Below are 19,536 nucleotides of genomic sequence, written 5' to 3'. Positions count from 1 at the left end.
CACTCTGCGCACATCTGCGGCCGCGGGCACGATAGGTTGCGCACGTGCGCTGCGTGATCCTCGACGACTATCAGGACGTGGCGGGGACGTACGCCGCGTGGGACTCCCTCGACGACGTCGAGGTCACCTCGGTCACCGAGCATCTCGACACCGAGGCTCTGGTCCGCGCGCTCGACGGCGCCGAGATCGTGGTGGCGATGCGGGAGCGTACGCCGTTCCCGGCAACAGTCCTGGAACGGCTGCCGGCGCTGAACCTGCTGGTCACCACCGGGATGCGCAACGCCTCGATCGACCTCGCCGCGGCGGAACGGCTCGGCGTCACCGTGTGCGGCACCCCGTCGAGCCCGCATCCACCGGTCGAGCTGACCTGGGCGCTGATCCACGCGCTGACCCGTCACATCGTCACCGAGGCGAGCGGCCACACCTGGCAGAGGACAGTCGGCAGCGACCTCCACGGCCGGACCCTGGGTCTGCTCGGGCTCGGCAAGATCGGGACCCGGGTCGCGGCGGTGGGTCAGGCCTTCGGGATGGAGGTGATCGCCTGGAGCCCTCACCTCACCGCCGAGCGTGCCGAGCCGACCGGGGTGCGCGCGGTCGACAAGGCCACCCTGTTCGAGACCAGCGACATCGTCTCGCTCCATCTCGTCCTGGCGGAGGCCACGCGGCACATCGTCGGGGACCGCGAGCTGGCCTCGATGAAGCCGACTGCGTACCTCGTCAACACCTCGCGTGCCGGACTGGTCGACACCCAGGCGCTGATCGCCCACCTCGGCTCCGACACGATCGCCGGAGCGGGCCTCGACGTCTTCGACGTCGAGCCGCTGCCCGCCGACGACGTGCTGCGCCACCTCCCGAACGTGGTGGCGACACCGCACCTCGGCTACGTCACCGAGGACAACTACCGCCGCTTCTACGGCGGCGCCGTCGACGACATCGCCGCCTGGCTGGCCGGCGACCCGATCCACACCCTCGTGCCGAAGGACCCCGATGCCTGACCCGACCCAGCACGCCGCCGATCTGGCACCGACCGGAACTCTGCGCGCCTCGATCAACCTCGGCAATCCGGTCCTCGCCCAGGGCACCCCCGAGGCGCCGAGCGGAGTCACCGTGGACATCGCCCGGGAGCTGGCCGGTCGGCTCGGCGTACCGGTTTCCTTCCAGTGCTTCGACGCCGCCCGCAAGTCCTTCGAGGCGCTGCGGACCGGGGCCGCTGACGTCGCCTTCCTCGCGATCGAGCCCGCCCGGGCCGCCGAGGTCGAGTTCACAGCGCCCTACGTCCTGATCGAGGGCGTCTACGCCGTCGCGGCCGACTCCCCCATCCGGACCGCGGAGGACGTGGACCGCCCTGGCGTTCGCGTCGGTGTGAAGGAGGGCTCGGCCTACGACCTCTTCCTGACCCGCACGCTGGAGAACGCCGAGGTCGTACGCGGCGCCGACGGGATCGACGCCTTCCGCGAGCACGGTCTCGACGTCGCTGCAGGGATCCGGCAGCCCCTCAGCCGGCACGTCGCCGCCGACGCCGGTCTGCGGCTGGTCGAGCCGCGGTTCATGCAGATCCGCCAGGCAGTAGCGGTCGCGCGGGACCACTCGCCCGCCACCGTGAGCTTCCTGCACGATCTGGTCGACGACCTGAAGGCCAGCGGCCGGATCGCCGAGTCGCTGGCCACCTCGGGTCAGGACGCGTCGGTCGCTCCCTGATCAGCGAGGGCTGCGCCGGACGTACGGCGTGGTGGTGCCGACCTTCGTCAGCCCCGAGCGCTCCAGGATCGGCCGGGAGAACTCGGTGGAGTCGCTGTGGACATAGCGCTTGCCCCGGGCGATGGCGGTGCGGGCGCGTGCGGCGGTCAGGGCGCGGTAGATGCCGCGCCCGCGCCACTTCTCCAGCGTCGCTCCGCCCCAGATGCCGGCGAATTCCGTGCTCTGAACCATGTCGATCCGGCCGGCGCTGATGATCTCGCCGTCTGCCTCGGCGACCCACATCTCGCTCTCCCCTGCCGCTATCCCACGCAGCTGGCTCTCGACCCGGGCCTCCGAGGGCGGCGAGCCGAAGATGCCGTCCTGCACGATGCTGGCGGCACGTACGTCCTGCTCGCTGGTGATGGTGCGCAGGCCGATCCCGTCCGGCAGGGGCACGTCGACGGCCAGGAGCGCGGCCTCGCCGACCATGATCGACTCCGGCTCATCAGGCGTGAAACCGTGCCGCAGCAGCGTGTCGTGCAGCCCGGGGGCGCGGTCGTGGCCGCGGGTCTTCCACTCGACCTCCTCGATCGCCGGGTCGGCGTCGAAGTGCGCGACCGCCGCGGCGACCAGCTCCTCGACGCCGGCCGCGTCGGCCCCGTCGAGGTCCTGATAGGAGATGAATCCTCGTCCGCCACCGAAGGTCGCGAGGCGCAGCGGCCCGTGCCGGGTCACCGACACCGCCCCGGAGGTCTCGGCATCGGTTCGCAGCTGTTCGTCATAGGCTTTCAGCACGGCGAGAAACCTACGCCGAAGTCGTAGGGCGAAGCATGTAGTTATCGGGCAGCCGGCTCCGTTCCCCCGGTGAATGGCGCTGACCAGCAGCGCCCGAAGTGGAAGGGTGAGGACATGCCTCGCTATCTGATGATCCTCGACTACCAGGGTGGCACCGACGAGACTCCCGGCGGGATGGCCGGGTGGAAGCCGGAGGAGGTGCAGGGCCACATGAGCTATTACGAAGCGCTCAACAAGGCCCTGACCGAGTCGGGCGAGCTGGTGCACGTCGAGGCGCTGACCCCGCCGGACCAGGCGTTCGTGGTGACCTCCGACGGCACCGACAAGACCGTCACCGACGGTCCGTTCCAGGAGTTCAAGGAGTGGGTCGCCGGCTACATGATCATCGACGCCGAGACCCAGGAGCGCGCGCTGGAGATCGCCGGCCTCTACTCCGCCGCCCCGGGGCCGGGCGGGCGGCCGATCGAGCAGCCGATCCAGGTGCGCCGGATGTACCACGGCACCGACAACTCCTCGCTCGACGACACCATCGCCTTCGGCGAGGCGAGCATCGAGTGACCGAGGCTCTGCCGGCTGACCTCCTGCGGGATCTCACCCCGCAGGTCGTCGCCGTCGTCACCCGCCGCTCCGGTGACTTCAATGCCGCCGAGGACGCCGTCCAGGAGGCGTTGATCGAGGCCGTACGCACCTGGCCGGAACGAGGCATTCCGGAGCAGCCTCGTGGCTGGCTGGTCACCACCGCGATGCGCCGCCTCGTCGACGCCAAGCGCAGCGAGTCGCGCCGACGCGACCGCGAGCGTGCCGACCACCTCGCCGAGCCCGAAGGGCAGGAGACGTCGGCGATCGACGACTCCCTGGACGTACTTTTGCTCTGCTGCCATCCCAGCCTCACCCCGGCCTCGGCGGTGGCACTGACCCTGCGTGCTGTCGGCGGGCTCACCACTCGGGAGATCGCGCACGCCTACCTCGTCCCGGAGAAGACGATGGCGCAGCGGATCTCCCGGGCGAAGGCCACGATCAAGGGCCGGTCGCTCGGGATCGACGGCACCGCCGACCTCGCCGCGCGCATCCCGGCGATGCTGAAGGTGCTCTACCTGCTCTTCAACGAGGGGTACGTCGCCACCGAAGGCGACCACCTGCAGCGGGTCGATCTGTGTGCCGAGGCGATCCGGCTGACCCGGCTCGCCCGCACTGCGCTCGCCCGGATGACGGGGAGCGACCACGGCGAGCTCGGCGGGCTCCTGGCGCTCATGCTGATGCTCGACGCCCGCCGCCCGGCCCGGGTCGACGCGCACGGCGCGGTGGTGCCGCTGGCCGACCAGGACCGGAGCCTGTGGCGGTCCGAGCGCAGCCGCGAGGGCATCGCCCTGATCGATGCGGTCATCGGCACCGGCCGGCCGGGGACCTACCAGATCCAGGCCGCCATCGCCGCGCTGCACAACCGCGCGGCCTCGGCGGAGGAGACCGACTGGCTGCAGATCACCGCGCTCTACGGATTGCTGGAGAAGGTCGCACCCGGTCCGATCGTGACGCTCAACAAGGCCGTCGCGGTGGGCTACGCCGACGGGCCGGGCCCCGCGCTCGCGCTGCTCGACGGGCTCCTGCGCGACTGTGCCGAGAACGGGGACAGCGGATTCGCCGACCATCCCCGCGTCCCCGCGGTGCGCGCTCATCTGCTCGAGCTCGCCGGCGACCTGGACGGCGCGGCCGCTGCGTACGATCTCGCCTCGGCGCGGGCCACCAACCTCGCCGAGCGTCGGTTGCTGACCTCGAAGGCGGCCGCGTTGCGCGATGCCCGCTGCTGAAGCCGAGCCCGACGTGATGGGCTCTGGAGAATTCAACTGAGAACGGTTCTCAGGATAGTCTGTGCCTGTGATCGAACTGCGCACGCCGACCCAGATCGAGCAGATGAAGCCCGCCGGCCGATTCGTGGCCGATGTCCTTACCGCACTCCGCGAGCACGCCGCCGTGGGTGTGAACCTGCTCGAGCTCGACGAGCTGGCGCACAAGATGATCAAGGATCGCGGTGCGGAGTCGTGCTACATCGACTATCACCCGAGCTTCGGCGCCAGCCCGTTCGGCAAGGTGCTCTGCACCTCGGTCAACGACGGCGTCCTGCACGGTCTGCCGTTCGACTACAAGCTCCAGGACGGCGACCTGCTCAGCGTCGACTTCGCTGCCAGCGTCGACGGCTGGGTCTCCGACTCCGCCCTCTCGGTCGTCGTCGGCACACCCCGCCAGGAGGACCTCGACCTGATCGAGACCACCACCCGGGCGCTCGAGGCCGGCATCGACGCCGCCCGCGTCGGCAACAAGATCGGCGACATCTCCCACGCGATCGCCAGCGTCGCGCGCGCGAAGGGCCTCAAGATCAACACCCAGTTCGGTGGCCACGGGGTCGGCCGCACCATGCACGGCGACCCGCACATCGCCAACGACGGCCGCCCCGGTCGTGGCTTCAAGCTGCAGCCCGGTCTGGTCATCGCGATCGAGCCGTGGTTCCTGCACACCACCGACGAGATCTTCACCGACCCCGACGGCTGGACCCTGCGCAGCGCCGACGGCTCCCGCGGCGCCCACATGGAGCACACCGTCGCGATCACCGAGGACGGCCCCCTCATCCTCACGGCCCGCGACTGACCCGACCCGATCGAAGCGTCACGCCCGTCGGCCGAAGCGTCACGTACGTCGGCCGACGTGGCAGCGCCGTGCCGTCTCGGCCGACAGGGCTGACGTCTCGGCCGACGGGGCTGACGTCTCGGCCGACGGGGCTGACGTCTCGGCAAAATAGAAGTAAGCCGCTGGCGTCTCGGGTCACCAGCGGCTTACGAGAAGAACATTAGCCGACCGATCCACGAACGTGCAAGCACCTGCAATGCAAGGGGCTGCAAATAATCCGTTCGGGCCACTCGGCCCACCCGAGTGGGCTACGGGCGCGAGGTCCTCGAGCGCTGCGTACGCCGCGAGTCGCGCTGTCGGCGCAGCCGGCGCACCAGGACGCCGTCGTAGGCGAGCGCCTCGGGCTTGTCGATCAGATCGTTGACGGCGCGGTGGTAGTCGGCAGCGCTCATGCTGAGCTGCTCGCGTACCGCCTCGTCGCGGCCGGTGCCGGCCGACCACCAGGAGCGCTCGAAGTCGAGCAGTCGCTTCTCGTTCTCGGAAAGGCCCGGCTGCTCGTCGGCAGACCCGGGGCTGTGGGGCGCCTCGGTCATACGGACATCATCCCAGGCACGGAGTACACCCCCGAAACCGCCACCCACCACCGCCTCGGACTACCCGGCATAGCCCATCTGGGCCATCTTCACAAAAGTGCAGCACAACTCTTTGATGCTCACCGAAACGTCCGCTAGTCTCTTCCATGTCAGCCGCTGGAGACCCGAGACTCCAGCGGCTGACTTCTATTTCGGCTAAGCGTCAGCCGCGTCGGCGGTGTCCTCGCCGTGCGTCCCCGGACGCGGCGCCCACGGCAGCTCCTTCGCCGCTCGGACGACGACCAGCCGGTCCCCTCGCGACAGGGTGCCGACGACCGGGTCGAAGTAGCGGAAGACCTTCTCGTCGCGTACGACCGCGATCACCTGGTCGGAGAGCTGCTGGGGCTGCTTGCCGACCTCGTTGACCAGCAGGTCGCGCTCGGCGACCTCCAAGCCGAGGCCCGAGTTGAGCAGGTCCTCCATGACAGCGCCCAGAGTCGGGGAGATGGTGGACAGGCCCATCAGCCGGCCGACCGCGTCGGCAGAGGTGATCACGGAGTCCGCCCCGGACTGCTTCATCAGGGGCGCGTTCTCACGCTCACGCGCTGCGGCGACGATCCACGCCTCCGGGTTGATCTGGCGCACCGTCAAGATCGTGAGCACGTTGGAGTCGTCACGGTTGGTGGTGATGATGACCTGCTCAGCGTCCTTGATGCCGGCCCGCATCAGCACCTCGCGCCGGGTGGCGTCGCCGGTGACGACCGCCAGCCCGTCGGAGTGCGCATCGGAGCGTGCCACCGGGTCCGGATCGACGACGACGAACTCCTCAGGCCTCAGACCACTGGTGAGCAACGTCTCGACGGCGCTGCGGCCTTTGGTGCCGTAGCCAACGACGACGATGTGCTGGGACATCTTCTTCCTCCAGCGAGCAACTCGGATGAGGTCACGGCCCTGTTTGGTGAGGACCTCGAGTGTGGTGCCGATCAGCAGCACCAGGAACGCGATGCGAGCCGGCGTGATGATGAACGCGTTGATCATCCGGGCGTGCTCCGCGACCGGAGCGATGTCGCCGTAGCCGGTCGTGCTCAGCGTCACCGTCGTGTAGTAGATCGCGTCGACGAGGTTGACCTGGCCGGTCGGGTCGTTGTTGTCGGCGTACGCATCGCGGTCGAAGTAGACCAGGAGAACGGTCCCGACCATGATCGCCAGCGCCGCCAGCAGCCGTCGCCCGAGCTGCCACCACGGCGACCGCACCGTCTCGGGAAGAGCGACCTGCTCGGTCCCGGCCCACTTGGGGGCGTACGCGGATGTCTCGGCCACGTCACAGACCCTATCCGCCGCGCTCAGCCGTCCGTTGCAGGAGTGCCTCCGACATCCGACGTGTCATCGCCCGGCCGCCCAGGCGGTACGCGAACGGGCGCCATGTCACCGACATGGCGCCCGTTGTATGGAGCTGTGCTTCTGGTCGCTCAGCCCTTCACGGACCCAGCCGTCAGCCCGCGGACGAAGTAGCGCTGCAGCGAGAAGAAGACCAGCAGCGGCACCGTCATCGTGATGAACGCACCGGCGGTGAGCAGGTGCCACTCCTGCCCACGGTCGCCGATCAGGTCACGCAGCGTGATCGTGACGACCTCGTTGTCGCCGGCGCCCAGGAAGATGAGGGCGACCAGCAGGTCGTTCCAGACCCAGAGGAACTGGAAGATCGCGAACGCGGCCAACGCGGGCACCGACATCGGCACGATCAGTCTCCAGAAGGTCTGGAAGTGAGAGGCACCGTCGATCTCGGCCGACTCGATGATCTCGCGCGGCACACCGGCCATGTAGTTGCGCAGGATGTAGACCGCCAGCGGCATCCCGAAGGCGGTGTGAGCCAGCCACACCGCCAGGAAGGTGCCGTTGAGGTCGTAGTCGCTGAACAAGCTGAGCAGCGGCACGAACGCCACCTGCAACGGCACGACCAGCAGGCCGACGATCAGCATGAACAGCACGTTGCGACCCGGGAACCGCATGAACGTGAACGCGTACGCAGCGAACGCAGCGATCATGATCGGCAGCACCGTCGCCGGGATCGAGACGACCAGCGAGTTCACGAAGGCGTTGGCCATCCCGCTCTCGAGGACCTGGCTGTAGCTGTCGAAGGTCCACTGGGACACGTTGAACGGGTCGGTGAAGACCGTCCACCAGCCGCTCGACTTCACATCGGCCTCGTCGCGGAACGAGGAGACCAGCAGACCGAGCGTCGGGATGAACCAGAGCAGGCACAGCAGGACGATGCCCACGCGGACAGCGACGCTGCCCAGGGTGACCCTGCCGAATCCTGTGGCGCTCATCAGCGGGCCTCCTGCTTCTTGAACTGGCGCATCTGGTAGATCATCACCGGGATCACCGCGATCATCAGGACCACCACGACCGCGGCCGCTCGACCAGCATCACCGAACTCGAAGAGCTCGACGAAGAAGGTGTTGGCCAGCACCGAGGTGCCGGACCGGCCACCGGTCATCACGTAGACGATGTCGAAGACCTTCAGAACCAGGATGAGGATGGTCACGAAGACCACGATCACCGTCGGCCAGATCTGCGGCACGACGACCTTGAAGAAGATCTGGATCTCGCTGGCCCCGTCGATGCGCGCAGCCTCCACCGTGTCGTCGGGTACGCCTTTGATCGCCGAGGAGAGCAGCACCATCGCGAACCCCGCCTGCAACCAGATCATGATGACGATCAGGAGCAGGTCGTTGAGGTTGTAGTCGGAGATCCGCAGCCAGGCCACCGGCTCGAACCCGAGGCTGGTCGAGATCGCCGAGAGGAGGCCGATCTGCTCGTCCCCCTGCGCGAACCTGGTCGCGTAGACGAAGCCCCAGATCGTGCTCGCCCCGACGAAGCTGATCGCCATCGGCATGAAGATGACCGACTTCGCGATCCGCTCCGGCACCGCCTTGAGCCGGTCGGCCAGCACCGCCACGAGCAGACCCACGATCACGCTCCCTGCCGGGACGATGAGGATCCACAGCAGGTTGTTGACCAGCGTGCCGATGAACTCGTCGTCCTGGAAGAGGTCGACGTAGTTCTGCACGCCCACCCAGTTGATGCTGTTGTCGTCGGCGAAGCTGTAGATCACCGTCATCAGGGCCGGGTAGACCAGGAAGACGGCGACCACCAAGATGGCCGGGCCGATGAAGACGTACGGCTTGATCCGCTTGTCCCACTTGCCTGGCAGAAGACCCACCAGGAAGTTCAGCACCCAGTAGAGCGCGACGGTGCCGCCGACCCCCAAGACGATCGCAACGAGCCCGTTGACGATCTTCAGGAATGGGTCATCGCTCATCCGCGCCAGCTCTCCTCAATCGCGTCGGCAGCCTCCTGAGCGCTCTTCTCACCTCCGACGTAGGCGTTCATCTCGCTCCAGAACGTGCCGGCGCCGACCTGAGCCGGCATCAGGTCAGATCCATCGAAACGGAAGGTGTCGGCGTCCTGCAGCAGGGTCGCGATCTCGCCGAACATCGGGTCGGCGTAGTTGGCGTTGTCGAACTCGACGCTGGGCGAGAGCCAGCCGCCGGACTTGGCCCACTCGGCACCGAAGTCGGGGGAGGCGAAGAACTCCATCAGCTCCACGACGTCGGTGTCGTTGGTGAAGGCGGTCGCCATGTCACCGGCGCCGAGCACCGGGTTGCCCTCGAAGCCACCCTCCATGCCGCCGGGCAGCGCGAAGACGCCGACGTTGCCGGCGAGGTCGGCCTGGACGTCCTTCGGGAAGAACGTGGTGATGAAGTTGGCCTGGCGGTGCAGCTGGCACCCGGGCTTGGCGTCGAACAGCGGCAGCGGGGAGTCACCGAACGGCTCGCTCAGAGTGCCGTCGGCGCCGCCGCGTACGTTCTTCGGCTTGTTGATTATGTCGCCCATGGTCTCGATCGCCTCGACGATCTTCGGGTCGTTGAAGGGGATCTCGTGGTTGGTCCACTTGTCGTAGAACTCCGGGCCCTCCTGACGCAGGACGATCTCCTCGACCCAGTCGGTGTAGACCCAGCCGGTGTCGGCGCCGGCCTCGGCGCCGAGGCACCACGGGGTCTGGCCCTTGGCGATCATCTGGTCCTCGAGCGCCCTCAGCTCGTCCCAGGTCGTGGGCGTCTTGTAACCGGACTGCTCGAAGTTCTTGGGCGTCCAGACCAGGGACTTCATCGAGACCCGGATCGGGACTCCGTAGGTCTTGTCATCGATCGTCACCGAGTCCATCAGACCCGGGATCATCGTGTCGTCGAGCGACTTGACGTCCATGAGGTCGTCGAGCGGCAGCGTGTCACCCGACTCGGTCAAGTCACCGACCAGTCCGGGCTGCGGGAAGAGCGCGATGTCCGGCGCGTCGTTTCCGTTGACCTTGGTGCGGATCTCCGTGGTGAAGTCCGTCGAGGGCGTGTACGTCACCTCGATCCCGGTCTCCTTGGTGAACGCGTCGAGCGCCGCGTTGAGCCCGACTGCCTCGCCCTCGGGGATGGCGCCGAGGATCTGGAGGCTGCCGTCTCCCTTTTCGGTCTCGCCGGCGTCGTTGCTGCCACCGCCACCCGGCACACCACATCCGGTCACGGCGAGCAGACCTGCGACTACTGCTCCGATTTGCCACTTACGCACGTGCATTGGATTGCACCCTCCATCGTCGTTTGATCCACGGAGTCGTGCCACGCAGGCCGCGTCGGGTCCACGAGGCAGCGCCTCGTTATGTGATCCCCGTAACTTTAGTGGCTACGGTCGATCGATGTCCCGGGCAAATTGTCGAACACTCACCCGAGAACGCGCAGGACCATACCGCTCTGACCCTCGGGCCGCAGGCGGACCCTCCGGCCCGGCGTGACTCCGACGCCCCACGTACGCCAGAATCAGCGACGAGATGAACTATCCCCACGCTCCCCATCAGGGGCCCCATCACGAGCACCCTCGCGATCCGCTGGCAGTTGCCGGACGGATGGCGGCGGTCATCTGCTCGATCGTCTTCTGGCTGCTCGCGGCGATCGCCCTGATCGGTGCCGTCATCGGCATCTTCCGCGCCTTCGGCGGCGACCTTTCCTGGCGGATGGTCGGGATCTGGACCGTCACCGGCATCGGCTGCTTCGCGTTCTCGTGGATCGTCGCCGCACTCGGCAGGCTCGGGCTCGACGACGAGCCGATCGGGTCGTGGCGCGTCGCGCCGTTCGAGCTGGCTCGGATCCTCTACCGCAACAGATGACACAAACCGTACGCAGCACATCTGTGTGCTGCGTACGGCCGTGGTGTCGGGGCTATGCCAGTGACTTCTCGCCCTCCGCCGCGGGCGGCGGGGCGGCGTGGTCATCGATCATCCTGGTCTCGTCGAACGGATCCTGACCGTCAAGGACCCGGTCGAGCTGAGGCCGGTCCACGGTCTTGGTCCAGTGACCGATGAGAACGGTCGCGACCGAGTTGCCCGCGAAGTTGGTCAGGGCCCGAGCCTCCGACATGAACCGGTCGATCCCCACGATCAGGCCGACCCCGTCGACCAGCTCCGGTCGATGCGACTGCAGACCACCAGCAAGCGTCGCCAGACCAGCGCCGGTGACGCCGGCGGCACCCTTCGAGGCGACCATCATGAACAGCAGCAGCCCGATCTGCTCGCCGATGCTCAGCGGGTCACCCATCGCGTCCGCGATGAAGATCGAGGCCATCGTCAGGTAGATGGCGGTGCCGTCCAGGTTGAACGAGTAGCCCGTCGGGACCACCACACCGACCGTGGCCTGCTCCACGCCTGCGTGCTCCATCTTCGCGATCAGACGCGGCAGCGCCGACTCCGAGGAGCTCGTGGAGAAGATGAGCAGGAACTCGCGGGCGAGATACTTGAAGAGCTTGAACACATTGACCCCGGTGACCAGCTTCAGGAGCGTTCCGAGCACGAGGAACACGAACAGCACGCAGGTGATGTAGAAGGCCACCATGATCACGGCCAGGCTCTTGAGCGCGTCGACGCCCGTCTCCCCGACGACGCCGGCGATGGCACCGAAAGCACCGACCGGCGCGGCCCACATGATCATCGCGAGAACCCGGAAGACGAGCTTCTGGGCCCAGACGATCACGTTCAGGATCGGCTTGCCCGACTCACCCATCCGCTGCAGCGCGAACCCGACCAGCAGCGCGACCAGCAAGGTCTGGAGCACGACTCCCGAGGTCAGCGCCGAGAACATGCTGGTCGGGATGATGCCGAGGAGGAAGTCGGTGGTGCTCCCGTGGCCTTCAGAGGCGGCCTCCTGGCCGACCTGCGACGACTCGGTGCTGATCTGGAGCCCGCTGCCCGTCTCGATCAGGTTGCCGACCACCATGCCGATGGCCAGGGCGACCGTCGACATGGTGATGAAGTACAACAGCGCCAGACCGCCGACCTTGCCGACCTTCGCGGCGCTCGCCACCGAGCCCACACCGATCACCAGGGTGCAGAAGATGACCGGCTGGATCATCATCTTGATCAGGTTCACGAACGCCGTGCCGATCGGCTTCAGCTGCACGGCGAAGCTGGGGAACAGCAGTCCGACGACGATACCCAGTCCCACCGCCACGATCACCGCGATGTAGAGATAGTGGGTCCGGTCCTTCTTCGGTGGCGCCCCGCTCGTGATCGTGCTCATCGTTTCCTCCTGGTCCGGCGTGTGTCCGGCGCCCCGGCGGGCAACCGCGGCAACTCTCCAGCAGATCGTGACGACGGTCACTGTTGTGTTCGTTGTGTTCGTGGCCGGCGTCACAATCGCGCTCAGGTGGGTGAGAATGACCAGATGTCCCGCACCCGACCGGCCCGACACCGCCTGCTGCGCGACCGCCCGGTGGCGCAACAGGTGCTGCTCCTACAGTTCGGCACGGTGCTCCTGCTCGTCGTCACCGGGATCCTGATGGCCGCCTACGACGCCCAGCGCGACTCCTACAGTCGCGCGACCCAGCGCGCCGTGGCCGTGGCCCAGACCGTGGCCGACTCCCCCACCCTCACCACCGCGCTGAGCGGCGACGAACCGACGACGAGCCTCCAACCGTGGACATCAGAGGTACGCCGCGACACCGACACCGACTTCGTCGTCGTGATGGCCCTGGACCGCACCCGCTACACCCACACCGACCCGGACCAGATCGGCGGGAAGTTCGTCGGGGACCTCGGCGGCGCACCCGAGGGGGAGGTGTTCACCCAGCAGTACACCGGCACCCTCGGCCCGTCGGTCCGCTCGGTGGTGCCGGTCGAGGACGACGGCGAGGTCGTCGCGCTCGTGTCCGTCGGCATCACGGTCAGCGACATCAACCGCGGGCTCCAGCGCGACGTCGGGATCGTGCTGGTGTGCGGTGGGCTCGTGCTGTTCGCCGGGCTGCTCGGCGCCTGGCTGCTGAGCCGGCGTTTGCACCGGTTGACCCACGGCATGGGCGAGCGCGAGCTGGCTCGGATGTACGAGTACTACTCCGCCGTCCTCCACTCGGTCCGTGAAGGCCTGCTCCTGCTAGACGGCGACGGGCGCGTGCAGCTCGTCAACGACGAGGCCCGGCGCCTGCTGGCGCTCCCCGACGACGTCGTCGGCACCCCGATCGAGGATCTCGACCTGGCCCCGGGCCTGGTCGCGGCCGCCCGTGGCCGCACCGTCGAGTCCGACGATCTCTACCTCGCCGGCGAGCGGATCCTGGTCGTCTCCTCGGCCCCGGCGCGGTGGGACGGCCGCGAGGTCGGCGCAGTGGTCACGCTGCGCGACCACACCGAGCTCCGCTCGGTGACCGGCGAGCTCGAGGTCGTACGTCGGTTCACCGAGTCGCTCCGGTCGCAGAACCACGAGGCGGCCAACCGCCTGCACACCGTGGTGTCGCTCATCGAGATGGGGCGGTCCCACGAGGCCGTCGAGTTCGCCACCGAGGAACTGCAGGTCGCCCAGCTCCTGACCGACCAGGTCGTCGGGGCCGTCGAGGATCCGGTCGTCGCCGCACTGCTGCTCGGGAAGTCGGCCGAGGCGGCCGAGCGGGGCATCGACCTGCGCATCGAGGGCGAGTGGCCGTCCGGCTCGAGCGTCGCGCCTCGCGACCTGGTGACCGTGCTGGGCAACCTGGTCGACAACGCCTTCGACGCCGTCGCGGACATGGAGCCCCGCCAGGTCGAGGTCCGTCTCACCGGCGACGACGCCACGCTCACCGTCCGCGTGGGTGACAGTGGCCCCGGTCTGGACGAGGCCGACTCGGCGCGCGTCCTCGACCGCGGGTGGACGACGAAGGCCGAGCCAGGTACCGGACGCGGCCTCGGGCTCGCGCTCGTCGCCCAGATCGCCCGACGCCACGGCGGCGCGGTCGCGGTCGGCCGCTCGCACCTCGGCGGGGCCGAGTTCACCGTCACCCTCGCGACGGAGGCGGCCGCATGAGCGTGCGGGTCCTGGTCGTCGAGGACGAGGCGCTCGCCGCCGAGGCCCATGCGGCGTACGTCGGGCGGGTCTCGGGCTTCGCCCTGGCCGGGATCGCGCGGTCGGCGCGGGAGGCGGTCCGCGCGCTCGATGCGGCGCGCGACGCCGGCGCTCCGGTCGACCTGATCCTGCTCGACATGAACCTGCCCGACGGGCACGGGCTCGGGCTGCTCAGCAGGCTGCGCGCCGCCGGGCACCTGTGCGACGCGATCGCGGTGACCGCGGCGCGAGACACGAAGGTGGTGCGGCAGGCCGTCGTACAGGGGGTCGTGCTCTATCTGCTCAAGCCGTTCACGTTCGCTACGTTCCGGGACAAGCTCGAGCAGTACGCCGACTATCGTGCCCGGCTGGACGCGGCCCCCGAGGAGGTCGTCCAGGACGAGGTCGACCAGCTCCTGGGGTCGCTGCGGCCCGCCGGAAACGCACCGCTGCCCAAGGGCATGAGCGCAGAGACGCTGCGTGCGGTGACGGCCACTCTGCGCGATGCCGACGGCGACCTGTCGGCGAGCGAGGTCGCCGCCGTGATCGGCGCCTCCCGGGTGACCGCCCGCCGCTACCTCGAGCACCTCGCCGACAAGGGCCTGGCCGCGCGCGGCGTCCGCTACGGCCCTGCCGGGGGCCGGCCCGAGGTCGGCTACTCCTGGCGATAAATCGTTCGCACGCGGAGCACTCCGGCGGGCAGAGTCGACGTCCATGACGAGCAGCGACCTGTGGACCCGCGAGACGGCCGAGCGTTACGACGACCCGGCCGACTGGGTCAACTCACCCGAGGTGACCGGGCCGGTGGCCCGCTTCCTCGCCGTGGTCGCCGACGGCGGGCCCGCGCTCGAGCTCGCCATCGGGACGGGTCGGATCGGCGTACCGCTGCGGGAGCTGGGGGTGCCGGTCACCGGCATCGAGCTCTCCCAGCCGATGGTCGACGTCCTGCGACGCAAGGTCACCGAGGAGGAGGTCCCGGTGGTCGTCGGCGACATGGCCGCCGCGGAGGCGCCCGGGGTCGGGTCGTACGCGTTGGTCTATCTGGTCTACAACACGATCGGAAACCTGCGTACGCAGGAGGAGCAGGTCGCCTGCTTCGCCAATGCCGCGCGTCATCTGACGCCGGGCGGGCGCTTCGTGGTCGAGGTGGGAGTGCCCGGGCTGCGGCGGCTTCCGCCCGGAAGCCCGGCGATCCCGTTCGACGTCTCCCCGGGGCATCTCGGGTTCGACACCTACGACCTGGTCACCCAGCAGGCGATCTCGCACCACTACACCCGCGAGGCCGACGGCCGCTACCGGTACGGGCAGCACAACTTCCGCTTCGTGTGGCCCTCCGAGCTCGACCTGATGGCCCGGCTCGCTGGGATGACGATGGAGGCGCGCTACGGCGGCTGGGACCGCTCGGAGTTCACCAGCGAGTCCACGAGCCACGTCTCGGTGTGGCGGAAGCCGGTTTAGCGCTGGACCCGTTCCCATGGATCGGCGAGACTGGAGGCGGACGACGAATCCACCTGTTCAGAATCACCACCAGAAGGGAGCATGTGTTGAGCACCGCCAGCCATTCTGACGACCTCAGCCGCGTGCCGATGTCGTGGGACGAGTATCTCGCCCTCGAGGACACCCCGGGTGAGTACTACGGAGGATCTCTCGTCACCATGGCACCGCCGGGACGCAACCACCAGCGCATCATCCACGAGCTGCACGTTCTGCTCGAGCGGAACCTCGAAGCCGGACTGGACATCACACAGGGTTGGGGATGGTCGCCCGAAGGAATTCGCGAGGAGCTCATCCTCGACCTCATGGTCCACGACAAGACCGACGACGAACGTACGCTGCGGACCACTCCGCACCTGGTCGTCGAGGTCCTCTCCAGCAACCGTCGCGACGATCTCGTCGGCAAGCTCAACCGCTACGCGCAGTGGGGTGCCCCGGCGTACTGGATCGTCGATCCTCGTGACCACGTGACCCTCACCCACCGTCTCGAGGACGGCTACTTCGTCGAGACCGGCCGCTTCACGGACGGGTCGGCGACGCTGACCTATGGCGACGTCGAGGTCCCGGTCGACATCGACGCCCTCCTCGGCTGAGGAGTCAGCCTTGAACTGACGCCGTCTGCCAGCGCCCCGCTGCGACCTTCGCCGCCTCGCCGATGAGGCCGGTCAACTCGGGCCGGTCAGGCACCGGGAACGAGGTGTAGGCACCGCGGCCACCGTCGACCGGTCGCCCGTAGGCCTTGGCCGCAAGCCGGCCGTCGGGCAGCAGACGTACGTTGAGCGTGGTGAGCCGGAACACCACATCTCGCCGGCTGTCGGTCCACTGCAGATCGTCCGGGATGGCCACGTTGATCGCGAGTGCGCTGACCTCGACATCGTCCCTCACGGGCTCAGTCTAGAGCTGGCCAGAGACCGATGTCGGTGGCGAAACGGGTAGCGATCCGCTCGGCGATGCCACCGGACGCGAGCAACTCGGCAGTCTCGTCCGCCGACGCACCGCCGCCGTCGCACAGCGCCACGAGCCGCGCCAGGCCAGGCGCGAGCGACGGGTCGATCTCGGCCCAGCGCGCTGCCGCCGCAGCGCGATCGGTGGTCCAGGTGCCGTCGTGGACGCTGACCAGCCCGGCCACGGCGAGCAGCGACTTGCGGGCGACCCGGCGGGACAGATTGCTCGCGTCGTCGCGGCTCAGAGCGGCGCGCCACCGGCGGAGCAGGCGGTCGATGTCACCGTTGAAACCGCGGGCGGCGCGGGCGTCGGCCGGGAAGTCAGGCAGCTCGGTGCTCGGGTCCGGTCCGGCGAGGTGGAGGCAGTAATGACGCAGAAAGACCCGGTTCCCGTACGCCTCGTCCGCCTCCCCCACATAGTCGTCCGGCGTCACCGCGGCGATCTCGACGCCGCGGCAGACCTCGGCGAACGCTCCGAGGCAGCTGAACCCAGCGCGGCGGCGTCGGTCGACGGGAGGCCGATCGTCAACAGGTCGACGTCGGAGGCGGGCACCCTCGCCGTGCCGTTGGCCACCGAGCCGTAGGTGTAGACCGCGACCTCGGGCCCGACCCGCCCCAGGACGTACGCCAGGACAGGCTCGTATGCGGACGGGACTCGGTCGCGGCGTGCTCCGGTGACGATCAGGCCGTCGGGGGTCACGCCCTCGTGGGGATCGGCCATCTCAGGTGAGGCGCAACGCCATTTTCGACTCGGTGCGCGGGTCGCCCTCGGGGAACGGCTGGGTCTCGCCGGTGAGCTCGAACCCGAGGCGCTCGTAGAGGCGGCGCCCGGACTCGTTGCCGTCGACGACCCACAGGGTCAGCACGGAGGCACCGTCACGACGCGCCCAGCCGGCAACCGCCTGGATCAGGCCCTCGGCGAGGCCGTGACCACGCGCCTCGGGAGCGAGCCACATGTTGATCAGGTGGTGCTCGTCGTCGTGCATGATCCCGGCGGCGAGGCCCGAGGGCTTCTCCCCGAGCCAGGCGATGTAGGCAGCACCGGAGGCCGCCCACAGCCGCCAACGCTCGTCGGGCCAGGTGACGACCTCGTCGTAGGACGCCCAGAACGCCCGCGGGGTGTCCTGGAGGGCCGCGAGGCGCACCTTCTTGAGCGCGGGCCACTCGTCCTCGACGACGACACGCACCTCCGCCGTCGGGACCACCTTCTCAGGGGCCTCGGCGCCGGGGATCGAGCTGGGTCGCTTCGGAGCAGGCACGGGATCAGGCGAGATCGAGACCGGGGTACAGCGGGAACTTCGCGAGAAGCTCCGCCGCGGCGGCCTTCGTGCTGTCGGCGACGCCGTCCTCGATGGCATAGGACGCCTTGGACGGACCGCCGGCCTTCGTGGTGCCCGGGGTGGTCTTGGAGAGCACGTCGACGATGAGCTCGGCGACGCGGTCGAACTCGTCGGCGCCGAAGCCGCGCGTGGTCAGCGCCGGGGTGCCGAGGCGGATGCCCGAGGTGTACCAGGCGCCGTTCGGGTCGGCCGGGATCGAGTTGCGGTTGGTGACCACGCCGGAGTCGAGCAGCGCCGACTCGGCCTGACGGCCGGTGAGGCCGAAGCTCGTCACGTCCAGCAGCACGAGGTGGTTGTCGGTGCCGCCGGTGACCAGCTTGGCGCCGCGCTTGAGGAAGCCCTCGGCGAGGCTCTTGGCGTTGTCGGCGACCTCCTGGGCGTAGGTCTGGAAGCTCTCCTGCTTCGCCTCGGCGAAGGCGACGGCCTTGGCGGCCATCACGTGCGAGAGCGGGCCGCCGAGGACCATCGGGCAACCGCGGTCGACGCTCGGTGCGTACTCCTCGGTGGCCAGGATGAAGCCACCGCGCGGGCCGCGCAGCGACTTGTGCGAGGTGCTCGTGACGACGTGGGCGTAGGGAACCGGGTTCTCCTCGCCCTGGAACACCTTGCCGGCCACGAGACCGGCGAAGTGGGCCATGTCGACCATCAGGGTGGCGCCGACCTCGTCGGCGATCTCGCGCATCTTGGCGAAGTTCACCCGGCGCGGGTAGGCGGAGTAGCCGGCCACGATGATCAGCGGCTGGAACTCGCGTGCCTTGGCTCGCAGCGAGTCGTAGTCGAGCAGCCCGGTCTCCGGGTCAGTGCCGTACTGGTTCTGGTGGAACATCTTGCCGGAGATGTTCGGGCGGAAGCCGTGGGTGAGGTGACCGCCGGCGTCCAGGCTCATGCCGAGCAGGCGCTGGTTGCCGAGCTCGCCGCGCAGCGTCTCCCAGTCGGCCTCGGAGAGCTCGTTCACGTTTTTAGTGTGCCCAGCCTTGGCGGCCATCTTCTCCAGCGTTGGGCCCTCGACCCGGTGGGCGAGGATGGCCCAGTACGCCGTCAGGTTGGCGTCGATGCCGGAGTGGGGCTGCACGTAGGCGTACTCGGCACCGAAGAGCTCGCGGGCGTGCTCGGCGGCGATCGACTCGACCGTGTCGACGTTCTGGCAGCCGGCGTAGAAGCGGTGACCGACGGTGCCCTCGGCGTACTTGTCGGAGAACCAGGTGCCCATCGTCATCAGCGTGGCGGGGCTCGCGTAGTTCTCGCTCGCGATCAGCTTGAGGCTGGCCCGCTGGTCGGCGAGCTCCTGCTTGGTCGCCTCGGCGATGCGGGGCTCCACGGAGGCGATGACCTCGAGGGCTTGGTTGTAGGCAGAACTCGTCAGGGCGGACAGATCGCTCATGAGGCACAGCGTAGTCAGCCGCGCGGAGGAGAGCAGCATCGTGGTCCACGAGCGGGTTGCGTACGTCTTCTATCACCGCTCGCGGGAATGACCGGCCGCCCAGAGTGGTTCACAGACTGTGACCGGATGGTGACCTCCGACACATCGGCCGCGCGAACAAGCGGGAACGTCCCACATAACGGACCGATGTCTCATATATCGGGATTCCAGATTGCGTGCAGGCCGTCCGCTACCTGAGACTCCTTGACATGGTCACTGCTGCAACACATGCGCACCTCGTGGTTCGACGCCACGTGGACTATTGCCGCATCCGCAGCTCGATCTGTT

The 19,536-nt window shown here is 68.6% G+C and carries 22 protein-coding genes; 10 read left to right on the top strand and 12 right to left on the bottom strand.

Going from position 1 to position 19,536, the window contains the following annotated elements:
* Positions 1–44: 44 nt before the first annotated feature.
* A complete protein-coding gene (locus IEY84_RS15865) occupies positions 45–995 on the top strand; it encodes a D-2-hydroxyacid dehydrogenase family protein (protein ID WP_183545540.1) in 951 nt (316 codons plus the stop codon).
* Complete coding sequence (locus IEY84_RS15860; RefSeq protein ID WP_183545541.1) at positions 988–1,698, top strand: transporter substrate-binding domain-containing protein; 711 nt, start codon at positions 988–990, stop codon at positions 1,696–1,698. The genes IEY84_RS15865 and IEY84_RS15860 overlap by 8 nt, the downstream gene beginning before the upstream one ends.
* Here the strand turns inward: IEY84_RS15860 and IEY84_RS15855 are convergent, their stop codons facing one another.
* Positions 1,699–2,472 carry a GNAT family N-acetyltransferase gene (locus IEY84_RS15855; RefSeq protein WP_183545542.1) on the bottom strand — a complete coding sequence of 258 codons (774 nt, stop codon included), beginning with the start codon at positions 2,470–2,472 and terminating at the stop codon, positions 1,699–1,701.
* A gap of 114 nt (positions 2,473–2,586) precedes the next feature.
* Here IEY84_RS15855 and IEY84_RS15850 point away from each other — a divergent pair, with 114 nt between their 5' ends.
* From IEY84_RS15850 to map, 3 genes are all read left to right on the top strand, one after another.
* Positions 2,587–3,030, top strand: a complete 444-nt coding sequence (locus IEY84_RS15850) for a YciI family protein (protein ID WP_221208837.1) — start codon at positions 2,587–2,589, stop codon at positions 3,028–3,030.
* Positions 3,027–4,277, top strand: coding sequence for an RNA polymerase sigma factor (locus IEY84_RS15845; RefSeq protein ID WP_229788733.1), 1,251 nt, complete (start codon positions 3,027–3,029; stop codon positions 4,275–4,277). Before IEY84_RS15850 ends, IEY84_RS15845 begins: the two co-directional genes overlap by 4 nt.
* A 67-nt stretch (positions 4,278–4,344) precedes the next feature.
* On the top strand, positions 4,345–5,112 hold the full coding sequence (gene map / locus IEY84_RS15840) for a type I methionyl aminopeptidase (RefSeq protein WP_183546287.1): 768 nt from the start codon (positions 4,345–4,347) through the stop codon (positions 5,110–5,112).
* Between the two features lie 287 nt (positions 5,113–5,399).
* On the opposite strand, the gene IEY84_RS15835 is transcribed toward map, so the two are convergent.
* The 5 genes from IEY84_RS15835 to IEY84_RS15815 form a co-directional block, all read right to left on the bottom strand.
* Entirely contained in the window at positions 5,400–5,684 is a 285-nt protein-coding gene (locus tag IEY84_RS15835; RefSeq protein WP_183545544.1) for a DUF3263 domain-containing protein, read from the bottom strand.
* Positions 5,685–5,879: 195 nt separating this feature from the next.
* The gene (locus tag IEY84_RS15830) at positions 5,880–6,983 is read right to left on the bottom strand and encodes a potassium channel family protein (RefSeq protein WP_183545545.1); all 1,104 of its coding nucleotides are present in this window, start codon (positions 6,981–6,983) and stop codon (positions 5,880–5,882) included.
* A gap of 149 nt (positions 6,984–7,132) precedes the next feature.
* Entirely contained in the window at positions 7,133–7,993 is an 861-nt protein-coding gene (locus tag IEY84_RS15825; protein ID WP_183545546.1) for a carbohydrate ABC transporter permease, read from the bottom strand.
* The gene (locus tag IEY84_RS15820; RefSeq protein ID WP_183545547.1) at positions 7,993–8,988 is read right to left on the bottom strand and encodes a carbohydrate ABC transporter permease; all 996 of its coding nucleotides are present in this window, start codon (positions 8,986–8,988) and stop codon (positions 7,993–7,995) included. The genes IEY84_RS15825 and IEY84_RS15820 overlap by 1 nt, the downstream gene beginning before the upstream one ends.
* The gene (locus tag IEY84_RS15815; RefSeq protein ID WP_183545548.1) at positions 8,985–10,286 is read right to left on the bottom strand and encodes an ABC transporter substrate-binding protein; all 1,302 of its coding nucleotides are present in this window, start codon (positions 10,284–10,286) and stop codon (positions 8,985–8,987) included. The genes IEY84_RS15820 and IEY84_RS15815 overlap by 4 nt, the downstream gene beginning before the upstream one ends.
* Positions 10,287–10,542: 256 nt before the next feature.
* Between IEY84_RS15815 and IEY84_RS15810 the strand changes: the two genes are divergently transcribed.
* Entirely contained in the window at positions 10,543–10,878 is a 336-nt protein-coding gene (locus IEY84_RS15810; RefSeq protein WP_183545549.1) for a hypothetical protein, read from the top strand.
* A gap of 52 nt (positions 10,879–10,930) precedes the next feature.
* Here the strand turns inward: IEY84_RS15810 and IEY84_RS15805 are convergent, their stop codons facing one another.
* On the bottom strand, positions 10,931–12,283 hold the full coding sequence (locus IEY84_RS15805) for a cation:dicarboxylate symporter family transporter (protein ID WP_183545550.1): 1,353 nt from the start codon (positions 12,281–12,283) through the stop codon (positions 10,931–10,933).
* 144 nt (positions 12,284–12,427) lie between these two features.
* On the opposite strand from IEY84_RS15805, the gene IEY84_RS15800 reads away from it, so the two are divergent.
* The 4 genes from IEY84_RS15800 to IEY84_RS15785 all read left to right on the top strand — a co-directional run bounded on the left by IEY84_RS15800 (position 12,428) and on the right by IEY84_RS15785 (position 16,137).
* Positions 12,428–14,032: a sensor histidine kinase gene (locus tag IEY84_RS15800; protein ID WP_183545551.1), complete on the top strand. Its 1,605-nt coding sequence runs from the start codon at positions 12,428–12,430 to the stop codon at positions 14,030–14,032.
* Positions 14,029–14,721 carry a response regulator gene (locus tag IEY84_RS15795; protein WP_183545552.1) on the top strand — a complete coding sequence of 231 codons (693 nt, stop codon included), beginning with the start codon at positions 14,029–14,031 and terminating at the stop codon, positions 14,719–14,721. The genes IEY84_RS15800 and IEY84_RS15795 overlap by 4 nt, the downstream gene beginning before the upstream one ends.
* 43 nt (positions 14,722–14,764) lie before the next feature.
* On the top strand, positions 14,765–15,508 hold the full coding sequence (locus IEY84_RS15790; protein ID WP_183545553.1) for a class I SAM-dependent DNA methyltransferase: 744 nt from the start codon (positions 14,765–14,767) through the stop codon (positions 15,506–15,508).
* Positions 15,509–15,594: 86 nt separating this feature from the next.
* Positions 15,595–16,137, top strand: a complete 543-nt coding sequence (locus IEY84_RS15785) for a Uma2 family endonuclease (protein WP_183545554.1) — start codon at positions 15,595–15,597, stop codon at positions 16,135–16,137.
* Positions 16,138–16,141: 4 nt separating this feature from the next.
* Here the strand turns inward: IEY84_RS15785 and IEY84_RS15780 are convergent, their stop codons facing one another.
* From IEY84_RS15780 to IEY84_RS15760, 5 genes are read right to left on the bottom strand one after another with little or no spacing between them, the layout of a single operon-like run.
* On the bottom strand, positions 16,142–16,429 hold the full coding sequence (locus IEY84_RS15780; protein ID WP_183545556.1) for a hypothetical protein: 288 nt from the start codon (positions 16,427–16,429) through the stop codon (positions 16,142–16,144).
* 4 nt (positions 16,430–16,433) lie between these two features.
* Positions 16,434–16,922 (bottom strand): hypothetical protein, encoded by a 489-nt coding sequence (locus tag IEY84_RS15775; RefSeq protein WP_183545558.1) that lies wholly within the window; start codon positions 16,920–16,922, stop codon positions 16,434–16,436.
* Positions 16,919–17,209 carry a nucleotidyltransferase domain-containing protein gene (locus tag IEY84_RS15770; RefSeq protein WP_183545560.1) on the bottom strand — a complete coding sequence of 97 codons (291 nt, stop codon included), beginning with the start codon at positions 17,207–17,209 and terminating at the stop codon, positions 16,919–16,921. The genes IEY84_RS15775 and IEY84_RS15770 overlap by 4 nt, the downstream gene beginning before the upstream one ends.
* Position 17,210: 1 nt before the next feature.
* Positions 17,211–17,747, bottom strand: a complete 537-nt coding sequence (locus tag IEY84_RS15765) for a GNAT family N-acetyltransferase (RefSeq protein ID WP_183545562.1) — start codon at positions 17,745–17,747, stop codon at positions 17,211–17,213.
* Positions 17,748–17,751: 4 nt separating this feature from the next.
* On the bottom strand, positions 17,752–19,209 hold the full coding sequence (locus IEY84_RS15760; RefSeq protein WP_183545564.1) for a glycine hydroxymethyltransferase: 1,458 nt from the start codon (positions 19,207–19,209) through the stop codon (positions 17,752–17,754).
* Positions 19,210–19,536: the final 327 nt, after the last annotated feature.

It is taken from the genome of Nocardioides albus, from assembly GCF_014648255.1.
GTDB lineage: Bacteria > Actinomycetota > Actinomycetes > Propionibacteriales > Nocardioidaceae > Nocardioides > Nocardioides albus.
This window is presented reverse-complemented; position numbering and strand designations above follow the sequence as displayed.